Annotated in this window: 14 protein-coding genes and 1 tRNA gene; 11 read left to right on the top strand and 4 right to left on the bottom strand. The window is 54.9% G+C overall.

What is annotated here, in order from left to right; translation table 11 throughout:
* From K8Q93_03725 to K8Q93_03700, 6 genes are all read left to right on the top strand, one after another.
* Positions 1-2,130: a hypothetical protein gene (locus tag K8Q93_03725; protein MCE9644320.1), complete on the top strand. Its 2,130-nt coding sequence runs from the start codon at positions 1-3 to the stop codon at positions 2,128-2,130.
* A gap of 45 nt (positions 2,131-2,175) precedes the next feature.
* On the top strand, positions 2,176-2,919 hold the full coding sequence (gene rpsB / locus K8Q93_03720) for a 30S ribosomal protein S2 (protein MCE9644319.1): 744 nt from the start codon (positions 2,176-2,178) through the stop codon (positions 2,917-2,919).
* A 42-nt stretch (positions 2,920-2,961) separates the two neighbouring features.
* Positions 2,962-3,543 carry an elongation factor Ts gene (gene tsf / locus K8Q93_03715; GenBank protein MCE9644318.1) on the top strand — a complete coding sequence of 194 codons (582 nt, stop codon included), beginning with the start codon at positions 2,962-2,964 and terminating at the stop codon, positions 3,541-3,543.
* A gap of 6 nt (positions 3,544-3,549) precedes the next feature.
* A complete protein-coding gene (locus tag K8Q93_03710; protein ID MCE9644317.1) occupies positions 3,550-3,957 on the top strand; it encodes a hypothetical protein in 408 nt (135 codons plus the stop codon).
* A gap of 18 nt (positions 3,958-3,975) precedes the next feature.
* Positions 3,976-4,048, top strand: a tRNA-Thr gene (locus K8Q93_03705).
* A gap of 58 nt (positions 4,049-4,106) precedes the next feature.
* On the top strand, positions 4,107-5,009 hold the full coding sequence (locus K8Q93_03700) for a hypothetical protein (GenBank protein ID MCE9644316.1): 903 nt from the start codon (positions 4,107-4,109) through the stop codon (positions 5,007-5,009).
* Between the two features lie 180 nt (positions 5,010-5,189).
* Here K8Q93_03700 and K8Q93_03695 read toward each other — a convergent pair whose 3' ends face one another.
* From K8Q93_03695 to K8Q93_03685, 3 genes are read right to left on the bottom strand one after another with little or no spacing between them, the layout of a single operon-like run.
* Entirely contained in the window at positions 5,190-6,194 is a 1,005-nt protein-coding gene (locus K8Q93_03695; GenBank protein ID MCE9644315.1) for a hypothetical protein, read from the bottom strand.
* 1 nt (position 6,195) lies between these two features.
* On the bottom strand, positions 6,196-6,885 hold the full coding sequence (locus tag K8Q93_03690; protein ID MCE9644314.1) for a hypothetical protein: 690 nt from the start codon (positions 6,883-6,885) through the stop codon (positions 6,196-6,198).
* An 11-nt stretch (positions 6,886-6,896) separates the two neighbouring features.
* Complete coding sequence (locus K8Q93_03685) at positions 6,897-8,135, bottom strand: glycosyltransferase family 2 protein (GenBank protein MCE9644313.1); 1,239 nt, start codon at positions 8,133-8,135, stop codon at positions 6,897-6,899.
* 133 nt (positions 8,136-8,268) lie between these two features.
* On the opposite strand from K8Q93_03685, the gene pheS reads away from it, so the two are divergent.
* The 4 genes from pheS to K8Q93_03665 all read left to right on the top strand — a co-directional run bounded on the left by pheS (position 8,269) and on the right by K8Q93_03665 (position 14,447).
* Positions 8,269-9,012: a phenylalanine--tRNA ligase subunit alpha gene (gene pheS, locus K8Q93_03680; GenBank protein ID MCE9644312.1), complete on the top strand. Its 744-nt coding sequence runs from the start codon at positions 8,269-8,271 to the stop codon at positions 9,010-9,012.
* 2 nt (positions 9,013-9,014) lie between these two features.
* Entirely contained in the window at positions 9,015-10,778 is a 1,764-nt protein-coding gene (locus tag K8Q93_03675) for a phenylalanine--tRNA ligase subunit beta (protein ID MCE9644311.1), read from the top strand.
* A 1-nt stretch (position 10,779) separates the two neighbouring features.
* Positions 10,780-12,297, top strand: coding sequence for a carboxypeptidase M32 (locus K8Q93_03670; protein MCE9644310.1), 1,518 nt, complete (start codon positions 10,780-10,782; stop codon positions 12,295-12,297).
* A 98-nt stretch (positions 12,298-12,395) separates the two neighbouring features.
* Complete coding sequence (locus K8Q93_03665) at positions 12,396-14,447, top strand: type IIA DNA topoisomerase subunit B (protein MCE9644309.1); 2,052 nt, start codon at positions 12,396-12,398, stop codon at positions 14,445-14,447.
* 69 nt (positions 14,448-14,516) lie between these two features.
* Here the strand turns inward: K8Q93_03665 and K8Q93_03660 are convergent, their stop codons facing one another.
* A complete protein-coding gene (locus K8Q93_03660; GenBank protein ID MCE9644308.1) occupies positions 14,517-15,590 on the bottom strand; it encodes a hypothetical protein in 1,074 nt (357 codons plus the stop codon).
* Between the two features lie 278 nt (positions 15,591-15,868).
* Here K8Q93_03660 and K8Q93_03655 point away from each other — a divergent pair, with 278 nt between their 5' ends.
* Positions 15,869-16,498, top strand: a complete 630-nt coding sequence (locus K8Q93_03655) for a sortase (protein ID MCE9644307.1) — start codon at positions 15,869-15,871, stop codon at positions 16,496-16,498.
* Positions 16,499-16,596: the final 98 nt, after the last annotated feature.

The following is a 16,596-nucleotide window of genomic DNA, read 5'->3' as shown; positions in this document are numbered from 1 at the left end:
ATGAAAAAAATTCCTTTTATCCTCGCTACCGCATTCGCGCTTGCTCTCTTCGGGGGCATGGGAATTCACTTGTCTGTGATCGGACAGATTCCTGCAGTTCTTGCTGCTGAGGATGCTGGCGGCAGCGAAACGAGCTCAGGAAGTCCTGCTGGTAACAGTGACTGTACGGGAGGCCAGTGCGGAGCGGAAATGAATAATATAGATGACTGCAGTGCTTCCGGCAGCCAGTGTTACAGCCCTCAGTATTGCACTGAATACAATACGCCGCGCTTCTCGAGTCCCCTCCGTGTCACCACGCAGGCCGGTCAATCTTTTTCATACGAAGTGATGGTCGCTCAGGTGAATCCCAATCCTTCTCGTGATCTTGCTCCTTGGGAGCATCCGCAGCTCCGGGAGAAGGGGGAATTTGAGTCAGGCTGGTTCGGGGCAGGTATCACTTCGCTTGATCCAGCGGGCCTCACGGGTTCCGGCCTTTCCGCGAACGTCTTGAGTGCTCGGGTGCAGGCGCGTGCGGGCGTAACCCAGGTGCCAGACTCCACTGGTCTCATCATCTCCGGAGTGCCTGCTGTTCCAGGGACATACTCCGTAGCCCTCACTTCTCGTAATGACCTTGAGGAGTGGGTCTATGAAGGTGGAGCCGGGGATAACCAGAGCAGTACGGTGGCGGGGAGCGGCGAGGACAGATACTACATGAGGAATTCTCCGAGCTGTTCACGTGCGGATGTGCTTGAGATAGAAGTAACTCCGGCAACGTGTTCGACTGTAGCTCCGGAGATCACTTCCTCTGGCACAGCAGCGGGCGTGGTGGGCGAGAATTTCTCATATCAAGCAACTGCCAGCAACTACACGACGCTCGGTATGAGCTGTCTGCCCATACCTTCCGGTACGAGCTGGACGAGTCCTCTGTCGATCGGGGGAGTACCCACATCGGCTGGTTCATATTCCTGTACCATTCAAGCGGAGAATAGCGCGCCTGGCTGTACCCCTCTTTCAGCTTCAAAGAACGTGGCTATCACCATAGCTCCCGCCTCTGTGTGCGCCACCTCTACGCCCACCATCACCAGCTCTGGCAGTGTTGCGGGAATCATAGGGGGAAGCTTCGGAGGCTATACCATCCAGACTTCGCGTCCGGCGCAGAGCTACTCGCTCACTCCTTCCTCTGGTGATACGTCCTTCCCCTCCTCTCTTGCGGTGGTGAATGATGGTCGCTCTCTTGAGGGTGTCCTGGCGGCAAGCCAGCCTAAGCAGCAGTACCATTTCCGGGCTACCGCTTCCATGACTCTGCCGAGCGGTGTTCAGTGCCCCGCGACGAAAGACGTGATCATCGGTCTCACTTGTCCGAGCAATCAGCCGAATTGGAATCCGGAGAACGGGCAGTGCACCGACCAGCCGGTCGCGCGTCTCTGCGCGGACCAGACCGCTCTCAATTATGGAGAAACGGGAGAGTGTCGCTATGGCGCAGTCCGCTGCAACGATCCGTTGGCGCTCAATGGCGGTGCGCTCGGCGCCTGCCAGTATTCGAGCGGACGCTCTCTCTGTACGGATCCTACTGCGATCAATTTCGGACTGACCGGCTCCTGTCAGCCGCGCACAAGCTGTGGGGTAGGAGAGACGGGGAGATTCCCTTCCTGTCAGGAGATCCCGTGTCCTACCTGCGGCGCGACCAAGATGTGCAATGTCTGCACTGCGACTGACAAGGACGGTGAGTGCACTCGCCACGAGATGCAGCCAGCTGCTGAAGCCAAGTCTGCCCCTAATTCCTGCGGCGTAACCCGCTCTCTCTACTATTGTCCCGACGAATCCTCTGATGCTCCTCCGCCTCCTGGCGAGCAGGCCTGTGCGCTCGCGGTGACTGCTCTCATGCCGGAGCGAGAGCTCGTCCAGAAGGGTTCTCAGTGCACCATCCCTTGGCGGGTGAGCTCGGTGCCGCCGGAGCAGTCTCAGTTCCTCCGTTGTGTCATCTCAGGACCCGACCTCTCTGTGCGCGCCAACGGCGCTTTTGGTCAGGTCCTTACTCCACCGGTCTCCGTCCAGTCTCTCTACCGCTTCGTCTGCCGGGTCGGGGATGCCAAGGTCTCCAATACCGCCTCCTTTACCTGCCGGGTGAGCCCCCGCTTCGAGGAGCGTTAAGACGGCCGTTGCAACAATCCGCCATATTTGGTAGGCTAGTCCGACATGCAATCCACAGACACGACCGCCAAAAGCCCCGTCATTGAAGCCCTTTTCAAGGTCGGCGCACACTTCGGCTACGCCAAGGCCCGCAGGCATCCTACGGCCAAGCCGTTCATCTTCGGTGCCAAGAATCATGTAGAGCTCTTCGACCTCGAGGAGACTGAGAAGGCGCTCGCAGCCGCCAAGGCCTTCGTCTCTGCTGTGGCCGCTCAGGGCAAGCAGGTTCTCTTTGTTGGCGGCAAGAGCGAAGCCAAGGAAGTAGTTAAATCTGCTGCCGAAGCTTCTGGTCTCCCGTTTGCTGCTGGCCGCTTCGTGGGTGGTACCCTCACCAACTTCTCTGAGATCCGCCGCCGCGTGGACAAGATGGAGCGTCTCCTCTCTGAGCGCGAGACTGGCGAACTCAATCGCTACACTAAGAAGGAGCGTCTCCTCATCGATCGCGAGATTGCGAAGCTCCAGAGCAACTTCGCTGGCATCGTGTCCATGAAGTCCCTCCCGGCTGCTGTCTTCGTGGTAGATCCTCGCCGCGAGCACATCGCGGTCCTGGAAGCTAAGAGGCTCCACATCCCGGTGGTAGCGCTTGCTAACTCTGACTGCGACCTCTCCCAGGTGGACTACGCCATCCCTGCCAACGACTCTTCCCGTGCTTCAGTTGCGCATTTCGTGGAGGAGATCGCCTCCGCCTACCGCGAGGGCCGCGCTCCCGCTCCGACTGCTTCTCCTGTTTCCGCAACCGCGACGGTTTAATAACAGGCCCTTCTGGGGCCGTGTATCGTTTTCTCTTTCACTATGGAAATAACCACTGAGCAGATCAAGGCATTGCGCGATGAGACCGGTATCTCGGTGATGCAGTGCAAGAAGGCACTTGAAGAGGCAGGAGGAGATGTGGAGAAGGCACGTGTCATCCTCCGCAAGAAGAGCGGCGAACTCGCTGCTAAGAAAGGGGACCGCACTCTCGCTTCCGGCGCTGTGGCTGCCTACGTGCACGCTACCGGCACGGTAGGCGCTATGGTGACTCTCTCCTCCGAGACCGACTTCGTCTCCAAGAACGAGGAGTTCCGCAAGCTCGCCTACGATATTGCTATGCACGTGGCTGCTGCCAACCCGAAGTTCCTAACATTTGAAGACATCGATGCTGATGAGCGTGCCAAGGCGCGCGAGGTCTTCGCTGAAGAGGCCAAGGACAAGCCGGCAGAGATGCAGGAGAAGATCATCGAAGGCAAACTTGCCTCCTATTTCCGCGAGCAGGCGCTCCTCGAGCAGCCGTTCATCAAGGATTCCGAGCGTACCGTCCGCGAGCTCCTCTCTCAGGCGGTTCAGAAGTTCGGCGAGCGCATCGAGATCACGCGCTTCTCCCGTTTCTCGCTCTAATCAAATATGGGTACCACGTACCTCTTCTTTGCATCTCTCGGCGCCATGGTGGTGATGCTCGTGCTTAAGGATTGGGAACTGCACCGTGGACACAAGCCCTTCTCCGCCCTCCGTTATCGCTTGGATATACTCCTGCGCAAGCGCTTCCTGCACGTTTCCTCCTACACGGTCTATTTCAACCGTCACACCGCTAGGCTGCTACTTCTCTTCGTTCTGGAGCATATCCATCACGGTATCGTCTTCCTCTTGAAGAAGTTCCGTGACTCGGAATTCTTCACGCTCATCCGCGGTCGCTATCATCGCTTCACCGATCAGCTCCCAGAGCGTAATTCGGTCTTCCTCAGTTCCCTCGAATCCCACAAGAAGGACGAGGCCTACAAGCTTCCAGTGGAAGCTGACGAGCCTCGGGTCTAATGGTAGTCTGCTAGCATCGCCGCCTTAGCTCAGTTGGTAGAGCAACTCACTTGTAATGAGTAGGTCCCCAGTTCGACTCTGGGAGGCGGCTCCGGATCAGTTTTATGACGCTATTCTGGTCAACACAGCCGTGATAGTATTTAAAGTACATGGCAAAGCCCAACGGCCCCTCTAAGTTAGATGACGTATTGAGAGCAGAATTGCAGTCTATTGCAGACAAACAAAAAGTAGCGATCATTAGTTTCGTTGCTCCGCATGGGGTGCGTACTTCACCGGTTACTTTTGCTAGCGCATCAATTGAAGAGGATGAAATTTATAGTTTGGAAGAACATGTAGAGCAGGCATTAAAAAATGGAGCTACTGCATTGCATTTCGTGATCCATACCCCAGGGGGAGAGATGCACACGTCATATAAGATTGCTAGTTTTCTTCGTTCAAAATTTGCTCACATAAAGGCTTTTATTCCTTATGAAGCCGCTAGTGGAGGCACTATTCTTTGTTGTGGCGCTGATGATCTCTATATCGGTGATTTAGGAAACCTTACCTCTATAGATCCTCAAGTTCGATACAAGGATACTCGTGTATCGGCGTACGCTTTTGTAAGAGCGTCTGAATATCTTAAAGATGAGTACGGTGAGATGAGCCCGCAAGAGATACCAACCCCTTGGCAGCAGATGGCTGGAAAAATGGATCCAGTGGTTCATGATGAAATGACCACGGTCTTATTTACAGCAGCATCATGTGCCAGACGGCTCTTAATGAAGGCTGGGTATAAACCAGAAAAAGCTTCTGGAATAGCCTACCGATTAACGTATAATGGCTATACTCATGGCATGCCCATTTTTGCGACTGAAGCAGAGCAGATCGGATTTAATGTAAAGTCAGATCAGAAAGATGTGATGAAGATTTATCAAAAACTTGTTTCTGTGCGGCTGAAAGAACAATCGCCTCGGCACGTCATAGATACTGTCTGTCCGGCCCCTTCGACGTCTCCTCCAAAAGCTCCGATAGCTTCCAGGGTTGCCAAGAAAGCAGTAACAAGAACCAGATAAAAATGAAAGAGAAAACTAAGAAAGCAAATATTAACAACGACGAGCCATTCTCCGTATCTGAGCATTACCACCGCCCTACACGTTCTTTTATTTTTGAGGAAGACAAGGAACTAGCTCGTGAGTTGGGGGCAGGGAATTCTTATATTCGTCGAACTTTGGGTTACGGTACTCGCTAGAGAATTAATAAACCCCCGGAATAAACCGATACTTCACCTTCTTCACATATTCCTGATACTCCGGATCGGCAAGGAGATGTCTCTCTTCGGTGAGGGCGCGGACGAAGTACACGCTGCTCCAGGCGAGCATGGAGAGGAGAGCGGGGAAGGACATCACTGGCAGCAGCGCTATCCACCAGGCGAGGTTCTTGGAGGCATAGTGCGGGTGTCTTATCCACGCATAGGGGCCATGGCTCACGATGCCGCGGTTGGTGAGGTTGGAACACTTGGTGCCGAGCGCTAGCGTGCCCCAGAGGTATACGAAGAGCGCGAGAAGTATGAATACGTAAGCGACCAAGGTCGCTTCAGGGGAGCCGAAGGAACTGTAGAGGTTCGGGTACCAGGGGAAGAAGCGCTCCATGATGGCGCCATTGAAGGGGGGATAGCAGAGGAGGGCGGCGATCCAGCCGAGCACCGTAGGCTCTACCGAGCGCACGGTGTTGTTAAGCTTCTCTGACTCGAAGAGGTAGCCGAAGGCGAAGTAGAAGGTATCGACGAAGAAGATGAGCAGGATGAGGAGAGGATAGGTGGCGGTGATGAAGTAGGCCGCCTCTAAGAGGCGGCTCGGGTCAAACTGCGAGAGAGTGACGACTGCTCCTTGGAAGTTGCCCGCAGCGAAATTGATCATCAAAGGGAGGAAGTAGAACTTCACTACGAAGAAGAGGAGAGAAGTCTTCTCTTCTTTGGTGAGAGAGCGGGTCTCTCCAGGAGCTACGGTGCTCCACGGCAAGAGGCGCCAGAGGCCGCGCAGGATGAGGTAGCCCTTGCTCGGGCGGGTAGCGCGGTGGAGGAAGAGATAGATCGGGAAGTAGGCGGTGTAGAGGAGGGCGGCGCCCACTACGATGAGCTTGGTACCGGGGAGGAGGAAGGACTGGTAGTAGGCGTTTAAGAAGTAGATGAGAACAGCGAGCCAGACCAGGAGCACATTTGCTCCGAAGTACAGCGCGCGATCCTTAAGCGGTATTTCCATGTTATCTCTTGCTGCGAGTGGACGTCGAGGTGGTGGTCGCTAGGCTCGCCTTAAGCTCCGGTACCTCCTTCTCGATATCCTCCAGGGAAGTGAAGCCGTAGAAGATTTCGTCATCGATCATGATGGCGGGGAAGCGAGGCTCAATATTGAAGATGGAGATGAGGGTGCCGAGCGCGGAGAGGTTGAGGTGGTAGTCGAAGGAATACACGCGCAGGTCAGGGTACTTCTCTCGGAGGGCGGTGAGTACGTAGCCGGTGCGCTCGCATTCTGCGCAGTCGCCGGTGTTCGAGTAGAAATACAGGACGGTGATGGGCTTAACGCCGCACTTCGAGGCCACCTTCTTCATGAGGAGGTAATCCTTGATCTCGAGGAGGGAGTAGTAGCGCTTCAGCTTCATGACCTCGTCGTTGTCGCTCCCCAGCTTCTCTTCCGTGTAGGAGAGCCTCTCCGCGAGCGAGTTGATCTCCTTGGAGAGGATGGACTGGCCGGAGAGGTCCTTACAGGAGGATTCCGCAAGCAGGCTAAATTGCGTCTCGGAGGAGAGGATATCGATGGAGATCTGGTCTCCGATGTCGCGGATCTCGTCGATACGGCGATCATTCAGCCGGTTGCTCACGTAGAGCGCGGTCGCAAATATTGTGACCGTAATCAGGAGCACCAGGGCGTATTTTTTCCAATCAATAGTTCTCATATAAAGCTAAGTTAGCGCCAAGTAGTCTTACGGGAGAAGGCGGTATTGTAGACCGACTTCAGCAGCCACCAAGGCGCGATGAAGCCGTAGCAGACTAGGAAATAAACAATATCCCGGGAGAAGGGCTTCTCCCGGCCGATGACCTTCCCGGTGATGAGGAGCGTGAGAGTGATGAGGATCATTATCACCGAGAGGAGCGTAAGGGTCCCGGTGTTGAGGAAGAACCAGTCAGTAGCCATGCGCGGCCAACCGAGATTGAGCCCTACGATGCTAATCTCGGAGATTTTACCGAAGATAGCATTGACGGCGTAGAAGAGAGAGTAGCCGGTGAAGTAGAGCACGGAGAAGACGGAGAGGGTGGCCAAGGGGAGGATGAACATGGAGAGGTTACCGTAGCGGCGCTTGAAGAAGATCTCACGGTAGTCGATGGCGTTCTCGAGGAAGCCATGGGTCCAGCGTACGCGCTGCTTGAAGAGGGCACGCAATGTCGCGGGGGCTACTGTGTAGACGTAGGCGTCATGCGCATTATCAATACGGTAGTCCTTGGTCTGCATGCGCAGGCCGATCTCCAGGTCTTCGGTGTGGTGCGCGTGCTTGTACGGACCTAGAGTGTCGAATACTGACTTCCGGAAGAAGGAGAAGGGGCCAGGGGTGATGTAGACGCTGCCGATGAGGGCGAATATCTTGCGGATGAAGACGCTGAAGCTGTATTCCGCCCGCTGTACCATCTGGATGAAGTTCTTGGGCTGGTGGAGCTTGATGGCAGGAGTCACTGCCATGACAGTCGGATCCTCGAAGCGGAGGACGACACGTTTCAGCGCCTGGGGGTCCACGTAGGAGTCGGCGTCGAGGCAGCCTACGATCTCACTCGTGACGTGCGAGAGGCCGAGGTTGAGGGCCTTGTATTTGCTGCCCTCGTTCTCTTTCTGGAAGAGTCGTATCTGCGGGTTGTCCTTGTAGGCCTGCATGACCTGCCAGGTATTGTCTCTGCTGCCGTCGTCGATGGCGAAGATGGAGAGCTTCTCCTTGGGATAGTCGAGGGCGAGGAGGGAATCGAGCGTACCTGCCACCGTCGTGCCTTCATTGAAGCAGGGGACGATGACCGTGGCCGAAGGGTACGCTTTCGGCTCTGGGGATTCCTTGCGGATCTCACCACGGCGCTCCAGGAAGGTCACAAGGAGGAAAACCTCGAAATAGAGGGATATGAACACCAGGATATGAGGGAGTATTTCTCCGAAGAAGGAGTTCATAGGATGACGGTCATTATACGATTTTTAGGCCATTTTTTCAACCTTTTTGGTCACCCCTGCCTTTCTACCGGTCGAGACTCTTTTTCCCTGAATCGCGTTGATAAAAAGCTCTTTTCCGATACAATGCGACTCAATGGACCCAAAATATCCGCAGGGACACCTCCACCCCCTCTCTTTGCTCATACGGGAGACCAACCGCATCTTCGCGGGGATGGGTTTCGAATTCGCTGAAGGTCCGCTCCTTGAGAGCGAGTGGTACAACTTCGATGCTCTGAACGTCCCCAAGGATCATCCGGCGCGGGACATGCAGGACACCTTCTTCATCAAGGATGAGCCGGGAATGGTGCTGCGTACGCACACCTCGAACGTACAGGCTCGATATATGGAAGCCCAGATGAAGAAGGGCATCCTCCCGCCATATCGCATCATCGTGCCGGGCAAAGTCTTCCGGAATGAAGCTACCGACATGACCCACGAAGCCGAGTTCTTCCAGCTCGAGGGTTTGGTCGTGGGCGAAGATATCTCCCTCTCCAATCTCAAGGGAACGATCGAGCAGTTCTTCCAGGAGCTCTTCCGTGGTGCTTCTGTGGAAGTGCGCTTCCGTCCGAGCTTCTTCCCGTTCGTGGAGCCGGGGGTCGAAGTGGACATGCGTCTCGTGGGTGAGAACGTCCCAGAGAAGCTGCGTGATCGCTGGATTGAGATGATGGGAGCGGGCATGGTGCATCCGAGCGTGCTTCGTAATGCGGGGGTAGATCCCGAGAAGTATCGTGGATTCGCTTTCGGCATGGGGCTTGATCGTCTGGCCATACTCCGTTGGGGTATCGATGACGTGCGTCTCATGCACTCTGCGGATCTCCGTTTCGTGAATCAATTTTAAGTATGAAAGTCTTACGCCCGTGGCTCCAGAAATTCGTTCCCGATCTGCCCGAAGCAGCGGTAATAGCTGACGCCCTTACGTTCCATGCGTTTGAGATAGATAGCGTGGAGGGGGAAGTTCTGGACGTGAAGGTGACGCCTAACCGCGGCCACGATGCGCTCTCGCATCGCGCTGTGGCCAAAGAGCTTGCCGCCGTGCTCAAGCTCCAGATGACTTATGATCCTCTGTTGCAAAAGCCGGATCTTTCAAAGGTTACGACTGAGGTCTCTGTCTCCCTAGAGTCGCCGCTCTGCAATCGCTATATAGCCGGATACATGAAGGGTGTGAAGGTGGGTCCTTCGCCCTCCTGGCTCAAAGAAAGCCTGGAAGCCATCGGCCAGCGTTCCATTAATAACGTGGTCGACGCTACTAATTTCGTAATGTTCAAGCTGGGGCAGCCTCTCCACGCCTTTGATGCTAAGAAACTTCCGAGTCTTTCGATCGGGGTCCGTACTGCGCACGCCGGAGAAGAGATTGAGACGCTTGATGCCAAGAAATATTCTCTCACTGACACGATGCTCCTCATCACCGCAGGCGATGTCCCAGTAGGCATCGCGGGAATAAAAGGCGGCATGCCAGCATCAGTGGATGAATCTACTGTCGATATCGTCATCGAGTCTGCGAATTTTGACGGACCCTCTGTCCGCAAGGCCTCTCGCTCGCTGGCGCTACGCACGGATGCTTCAAGTCGTTTCGAGCAGGTGCTTTCTCCTGAACTTGCCGCCTACGGCATGGTGGATGTGGTGGCGATCATTCAAAAGGTCGCAGGCGGTGAGCTCGTAGGTTTTGTAGATTCGTATCCTGTTCCGCAAAAACTTGCGGAGGTAAGCGTCTCTCTCGAGAAGATTAATAAGATGCTTGGCACGGAGATTTCCAAGGAGAAGGTACTCGAGGCTTTTTCCAGCTTAGGTCTTGCTTGTAGGGAAGAGAGTGGCGTGTTCACTGTCACTCCTCCGTTTGAACGCCTGGATCTCTCCATCCCCGAGGATCTCGTAGAGGAGGTGGGTCGCGTCATTGGCTATGAGCATGTGCCGGCTGTGCCCCTTCCGCCGATTCCTGGGAAGACGCCGGTCAATGGACGCTTCGTCGCCGCTGAGCAGGCGCGTGAAGAGCTCCGTAGCGCTGGCTATTCCGAAATACTGACCTCTGTATTCGTAGAGAAAGGCGAGCGTGCAGTAGCGAATAAGATAGGGGGAGATAAGCCGTATCTGCGTGCCAGCCTCCTTACGGGCCTTACGGAGGCGCTCGCCAAGAACGTGCCTAATAAGGCGCTGCTTGAGCTTAAGGAAGTGAAGCTTTTTGAAATCGGTATCGTTTGGAAGGACGGTATGGAGAAATTGATGCTAGGGAAGATCGGGGAGAAGGAGCCTGCATCTGAGAAAGAGATCGAGAATGTGGCTGCGGAGAATTACGAACGTCTTCTGTTCACTGAGACGATGCGCTATCAGCCTTTCTCCCGCTATCCTTACATTTCGCGCGATATCGCGCTGTGGGTGCCGAAGGGTACTGAGGCGGATGAGGTGCAGACTGTCATCCGAGATGCAGCCGGCGATCCTCTTCTCCTCAAGACCTATATTTTCGACCGCTTCGAAAAAGGAGATCGCATCTCATATGCCTTCCGTCTGATATTCCAATCTTTTGAGAAGACGCTGGTAGATGCGGAGGTGAATGCGGTCATGGAAAAAGTCATCGCGGCGATCAAGGAGAAGGCTTGGGAGGTCCGTTAGTATGAAAGCTCGGCCGATAGATGCGTTGAAGGAGAAACTCTTGGAGATTTCATATTTAGGCTCTGCCGGAGCGGTGCTCGGCTGGGATCAGGAGGTGCATATGCCGGAGAAGGGTGCGGATGCGCGAGCAATCGCAAGTTCCCATCTCAGTAGCATTGTGCACGGGAGACTGGTTGCCCTCGATGATGACCAGCTTCTTTCGAACCTGAAGAAGGAGGTCGATGGCAAGAAGCTCAAAGGTAAAGACGCGATCATCGTAGAGGAGACCTGGCGGACATACGAGCGCGAGAGAAAGCTACCAGCTTCCTTTGTGAAGGAATATTCGGAGCTTGTCTCTAAAGCTCAAAATGTCTGGGCGCAGGCGCGCAAGAAGGATGACTTTAAGATGTTCCTGCCGTATCTGCGCAGAATAGTGGAGATGAAGAGGAAGGAAGCTGCCTTCATCAGCTATAAGGAGTCTCCCTACGATGCTCTCATTGATAGCTACGAGCCGGGGCTCAGCACCAGGGATGCTTCTGCGATGCTGGGTGACCTGAGGGATTTCCTCATCCCATTCCTCCAGGAGATTAAGGCTTCGAAGGTGAAGGCTGACCCGAAGAAGACCAAAGGAAAGATTCCTCTCGGAGAGCAGCTCGCTTTCAATAGAATGGTCGCTGAGACCATGGGTTTTGATTTTACTGCAGGTCGGATGGACGAGAGTACGCACCCTTTCACTACGGCTTTCCATCCTCATGATGTGCGTATCACTACTCGCTTCCGAGAAGATGATCTCCTCTATTCGCTCGGCTCCACTATCCATGAGACTGGCCATGCCCTCTATGAGCAGGGCCTCCCTTCAGAACATTTCGGGACACCTTTGGCGGACGCCATATCGTATGGCGTGCACGAATCGCAGTCGCGCCTCTGGGAGAACAACATCGGCCGAGGTATCCCGTTCTGGAAATATTTCTATCCCAAGCTACAGAAGAAGTTCCCGAAGCCATTCAAAGCACTCTCTTTCGAGGAGTTTATGTTGATATTGAACGAGGTAAAGCCATCTCTCATCCGTACGGAAGCTGACGAGGTGACTTACAATCTCCACATCATCGTGCGCTTCGAGGTCGAGAAGGGTATGGTAGAGGGTACGATCGATCCCAAGGATCTGCCAAAGGTGTGGAGAGCTAAGATGAAAGAGTATCTGGGTATCGAGGTGCCGAATGATACTCTTGGCGTATTGCAAGATGTGCATTGGTCCGCTGGATACATCGGCTACTTCCCGACGTACACTCTGGGAAATTTGTATGCGGCGCAATGGTACGCTGCCATGGAGCGGGACATTCCTGATCTTGCGAAGAAGATCGCGAAGGGAGAACTCTCAGTTCCTCGTGAATGGCTGCGTAAGCACGTGCATCTCCACGGGAAGACCTACAAGGCAGCGGATCTCTTGAAGAGAGTCACTGGTGAGGCGCCTTCGAGCAGGTTTTTCATAGAATATCTGCAAAAGAAGTATGGGAAGCTCTATTCCCTTAAGCTGAGTTAGCTTCTTTAGATTGCTGCTTTAGGCCTATACCAGAGCATATTTATCCAGTTTTGTAACAGGTAAAAAGGCCTTGTTTGTGATATAATTAGCGGACATATATGGCAGAAGAAAAGAAGAAAAAGGGCGGCTACGGAGCTGAAGATATCACCGTCCTCGAGGGCCTTGAGCCGGTGCGCAAGCGTCCGGGCATGTACATCGGTACCACCGGTCCCGATGGCCTCCATCACCTCATCTGGGAGATCTTCGATAACTCGCGCGACGAAGCCATGGGCGGCTTCGCCAACGACATCGAAGTGGCCCTCCTGCCGGGCAATCGCATCCGCGTCGTAGACAACGGCCGCGGTATCCCCGTAGACATCCACTCCAAGACCAAGGTCTCTGCGCTTGAGACCATCATGACCACGCTTCACGCGGGCGGCAAATTCGGTGGGGAAGGCTACAAGGTCTCTGGCGGTCTCCATGGCGTGGGTGCATCAGTAGTGAATGCACTTTCCATCTACACCAAGGTGGAAGTGCACCGCGATGGCGGCAGGTACATGCAGGAATACAAGCAGGGCGTGCGCAAGGCGGCAGTTAAGAAATTGGGTAGCTCCAAGTTCCACGGCACCATCACCATCTTCGAGCCGGATATCGAGATTTTCAAGGAGATCAAATTCGATTGGCAGAGAGTGGTCGCGCACCTCCGCCAGCAAGCCTACCTGGTGAAAGGACTGCGCATTGGCATCATCAATGCGGCTGAGTATGAAGGGAAGCTTGATCTCGACGATGTGGTGTATATGCGCGATCTGCGCCTGGAGGTCCCCTCCACCTCTTTCTATTTCGAAGGGGGACTTCAATCCCTGGTGCGTTTTTACAACGAGTTCCAGAAGCCCATCCACAAGAACGTCTTTTATGTAGAGAAGGAGGCGGATGGCGTGGCGGTGGAAGTAGCGCTCCAGTATGTAGACGACATCAGCTCTCGCCTCTCTGCCTTTGCCAACAATATCTACACTGCAGAAGGCGGTACCCATGTCACCGGCTTCAAGACGGCGCTCACTCGTACGCTCAACACCTACGCCCGCAAGAACAATATAGTAAAGGATAGCGACGACACCCTTACTGGTGACGACGTGCTCGAAGGTCTCACTGCGGTGGTCTCGGTCAAGATTCCCGAGATCCAGTTCGAGGGCCAGACCAAGGCCAAGCTCGGTACGGTGGAAGCGCGCGGTGCGGTGGAAACCGTCTTCTCAGAAGCTTTCTCTGCTTTTCTTGAAGAGAATCCGGAGGACGCCCGCTTCATCATCGGCAAGGCGCTCTTGGCACAGCGCGCCCGCAAGGCCGCAAAGGCCGCAAAGGATTCCATCCTGCGCAAAGGCGCCCTCGAGGGTCTCACGCTCCCAGGAAAGCTTGCAGACTGTCAGTCCAAGGACGCTTCTGAGTCCGAACTATTCATCGTGGAAGGAGATTCTGCCGGAGGTTCTTCTAAGCAGGGAAGAGATCGCCGCACGCAGGCCATCCTCCCGCTCCGCGGCAAGATATTGAACGTGGAACGCGCTCGTCTCGACAAGATGCTTGCCTCTGAGCAGATTAAATCCCTGGTGCTTGCGCTCGGTACACTCATCGGAGACACCTTCGATATCGGGAAGCTCCGCTATCACAAGATCATCATCGCTACGGACGCCGACGTGGACGGCGCGCATATCCGCACGCTCATCCTCACACTCTTCTACCGTCATTTCCGTCCTCTCCTCGACGGCGGCTTCATCTACATCGCCCAGCCGCCGCTCTACAAGATCAAGCGCGGCAAGGAGATCGCCTACGCCTATACCGACGAAGAGAAGATCAAGTTCCTCGGTAAGGATGCTGAGCTTGTCACTGAGGTGACGGAGACCGAAGGATTGGAAGAAGAACCTGAAGAGGAAGAAACTCCTGCAAAAGGAAAGGAGCGCAAGCCGAAGATTTCCATACAGCGTTACAAAGGTTTGGGAGAAATGAACCCAGAAGAACTCTGGGAGACCACCATGGATCCTGCTCGTCGCGTGCTCAAGAAGGTAAACATCGAGGACGGCGTCGAGGCAGACAAGGTCTTCGACATTCTCATGGGCACAGACGTGCCGAGCCGCAAGATGTTCATCCAGTCGAATGCGAAGCTCGCGACTTTGGATATTTAACCAACTTCTTGCTCCCGTAAAACAAAAAACTCCCCGTTGGGGGAGTTTTTTGTTTTGACTACTGCGATATTAGAACGCTGTGAAGGTCGCGGTGACGGAGTTGTTGGCCTTAGTGGCTTCCGCGAGCGTGCCTGCCGGGTCTACGGTGACGATGATCGAGTTGTTGTCCTCTACGACACGGTCGAAGGAGAGGGTGTACTCGATGCGTTCCCCTGGGCGAAGAGGTGGCTGGAACTCAGGAAGGTAGGTGTAGCGAGGGGAGGTAGGAAGCACCGCGTTGAAGACCCATGGGTGGGAAGTCTTGGTACCGATGTTCTCGACAGCGAAGCGTACGGCCACCTTACTGGTGCGGCTCATGTAGCGGGTCGGAGTGATGACCTTGCTGTACGGGTCCATGACTCCTACCTCGAGGATCACCGGGCGGAGATCCGCCTGACCCCACTCTGCTCCTGGAGTCGGAACGTAGGTAGTGTTACCCGGGATGTAGACGGTGGAGTAGGTGGTCGGGATGCCCGGGATGTAGGAGTTGACGATGTTGTAGACCGGAGGGCGGGTGGCGGTCACTGTCGGCTTGGCTGGAGCTGCAGGAGCCTCATCCGTCGAAGCGATGGCGGAGTTCGTTACAGAGACGGCCGTGGTATCGGTAGAAGTGACACGATTCTCGCCGTTCTTGGTGAAGTGGAGCGCGAAGGCTACTTCCGCGTTACGCACCTTCTTAGAATTTACCGAGAGGGTGACCTCTTCTGCGTCTTGGTCGAGATAGAAGGGGACATTGCAGGAGAGGGTGGTGCCCTTGTAGGAGACGGAGACGCCGCTGACGCACGGGTAGGTGAGCGCGTAGGAGCCGCCAGCCTCAGCGCTGGTCTTGTCCCAGAAGAGGGTTACGGAAGAGCCGTTCGAAAGCGCGGTCCTGTTGGAGGCGAAGCCGAGGTTGCCCTGGACTGCATTCTTCACGTTGGCCACGGTGGTGGTCACGTCCGGAGTGGTGCTCGCGACAAAGGTGCCGACGGAGCGGACTACCTTGGGGATGTAGGTAAGCGCGGTAAGCGTGAGGAAGCTGCCCAAAGCGAGGATGGTCATGAGGCCGAGGACTGCCAAGCTCTTGATGGCGATGTCCCGGTACTGCTCGGTATCTCTATTCATAATGTGTTCTAACTACTATAATTTTATGCTCCTGTCAAGTCATTCCTGAGCTACAGCTCTGCGGGTACAAGTGCCTTTAGCAGGAAGGACGTTGGTATGGGCGGAGTATGACAATCCCGAGTCCTCCCTGCAAGTACCAGAGAAGGGCGCCTCTTCCCACTTTTAGAAAAGTGGGAAGAGGCGCGAGAGAGCCCTTGACTTTATCTAAAAAAAATAGCAATGTGCGTCTAACGCCGAACGTTGACATAACAGCCATGGAAGCTAAGAATGAGCACCAGATGAATGAAGATACAGATAAAAAGCCTCAGCGTAGGCGTTTTCTCCTCCTTCTGCTCGTCGTGTTCGCTCTCCTCTCCTTCGCTCTCTCGGCCATCGGGTTGGCTCCCTTAGGTCTCCGGGAATTCTGGAGGGGGCTCATCCTCGGAAAGGAAGTGGCTACTCTTCCGTCTATCTCAGCAGAACTCGGCGTAGTACGGGCCGTGAGTATCCCCGCAATCAAACTCTCGACCGCAGTGCGGAGCCCTTCGACCCAGGACGACACGGTGCTGGAGAAGGCCCTCCAGGAGGGCCCGGTGCACTATCCCGGCTCAGGGCTCCTGGGGAGCAATCAGAACATCCTCTTGTTCGGCCACAGCTCTGGGCTTCCGGTAGTGCACAACCAGGCCTACAAGGTGTTTAATCGGCTGAAGGAGCTGAAGCGCGGGGATGAGATCGAGCTCTCGGGGGCGAATACCACCTTTCTCTATGTAGTGGATTCCGTGGAGAAGGTACTCGCAGGGAATCAGACTGTGGAGATAGGGAAGAAGGAGGGGAAGCTCATCCTGTCTACTTGTAACGTGTGGGGAGCGAAAGAAGAGCGCTTCGTAGTCACAGCGCATTTTGTGAAGAGCTATCCGTTCGAGAACTGACTAAACACCTTTTCTTGATCGGGTAGCTCCGCATAAGAATTGCGGACCGTTGTTTGTCGTAAGAAGTTCAGAATCCCATATCAAGAAGAGAGGTGGTG

It is taken from the genome of Candidatus Parcubacteria bacterium, from assembly GCA_021414235.1.
Classification (GTDB): Bacteria; Patescibacteriota; Minisyncoccia; order Phycocordibacterales; family JAKFXT01; genus JAIOOV01.
This window is presented reverse-complemented; position numbering and strand designations above follow the sequence as displayed.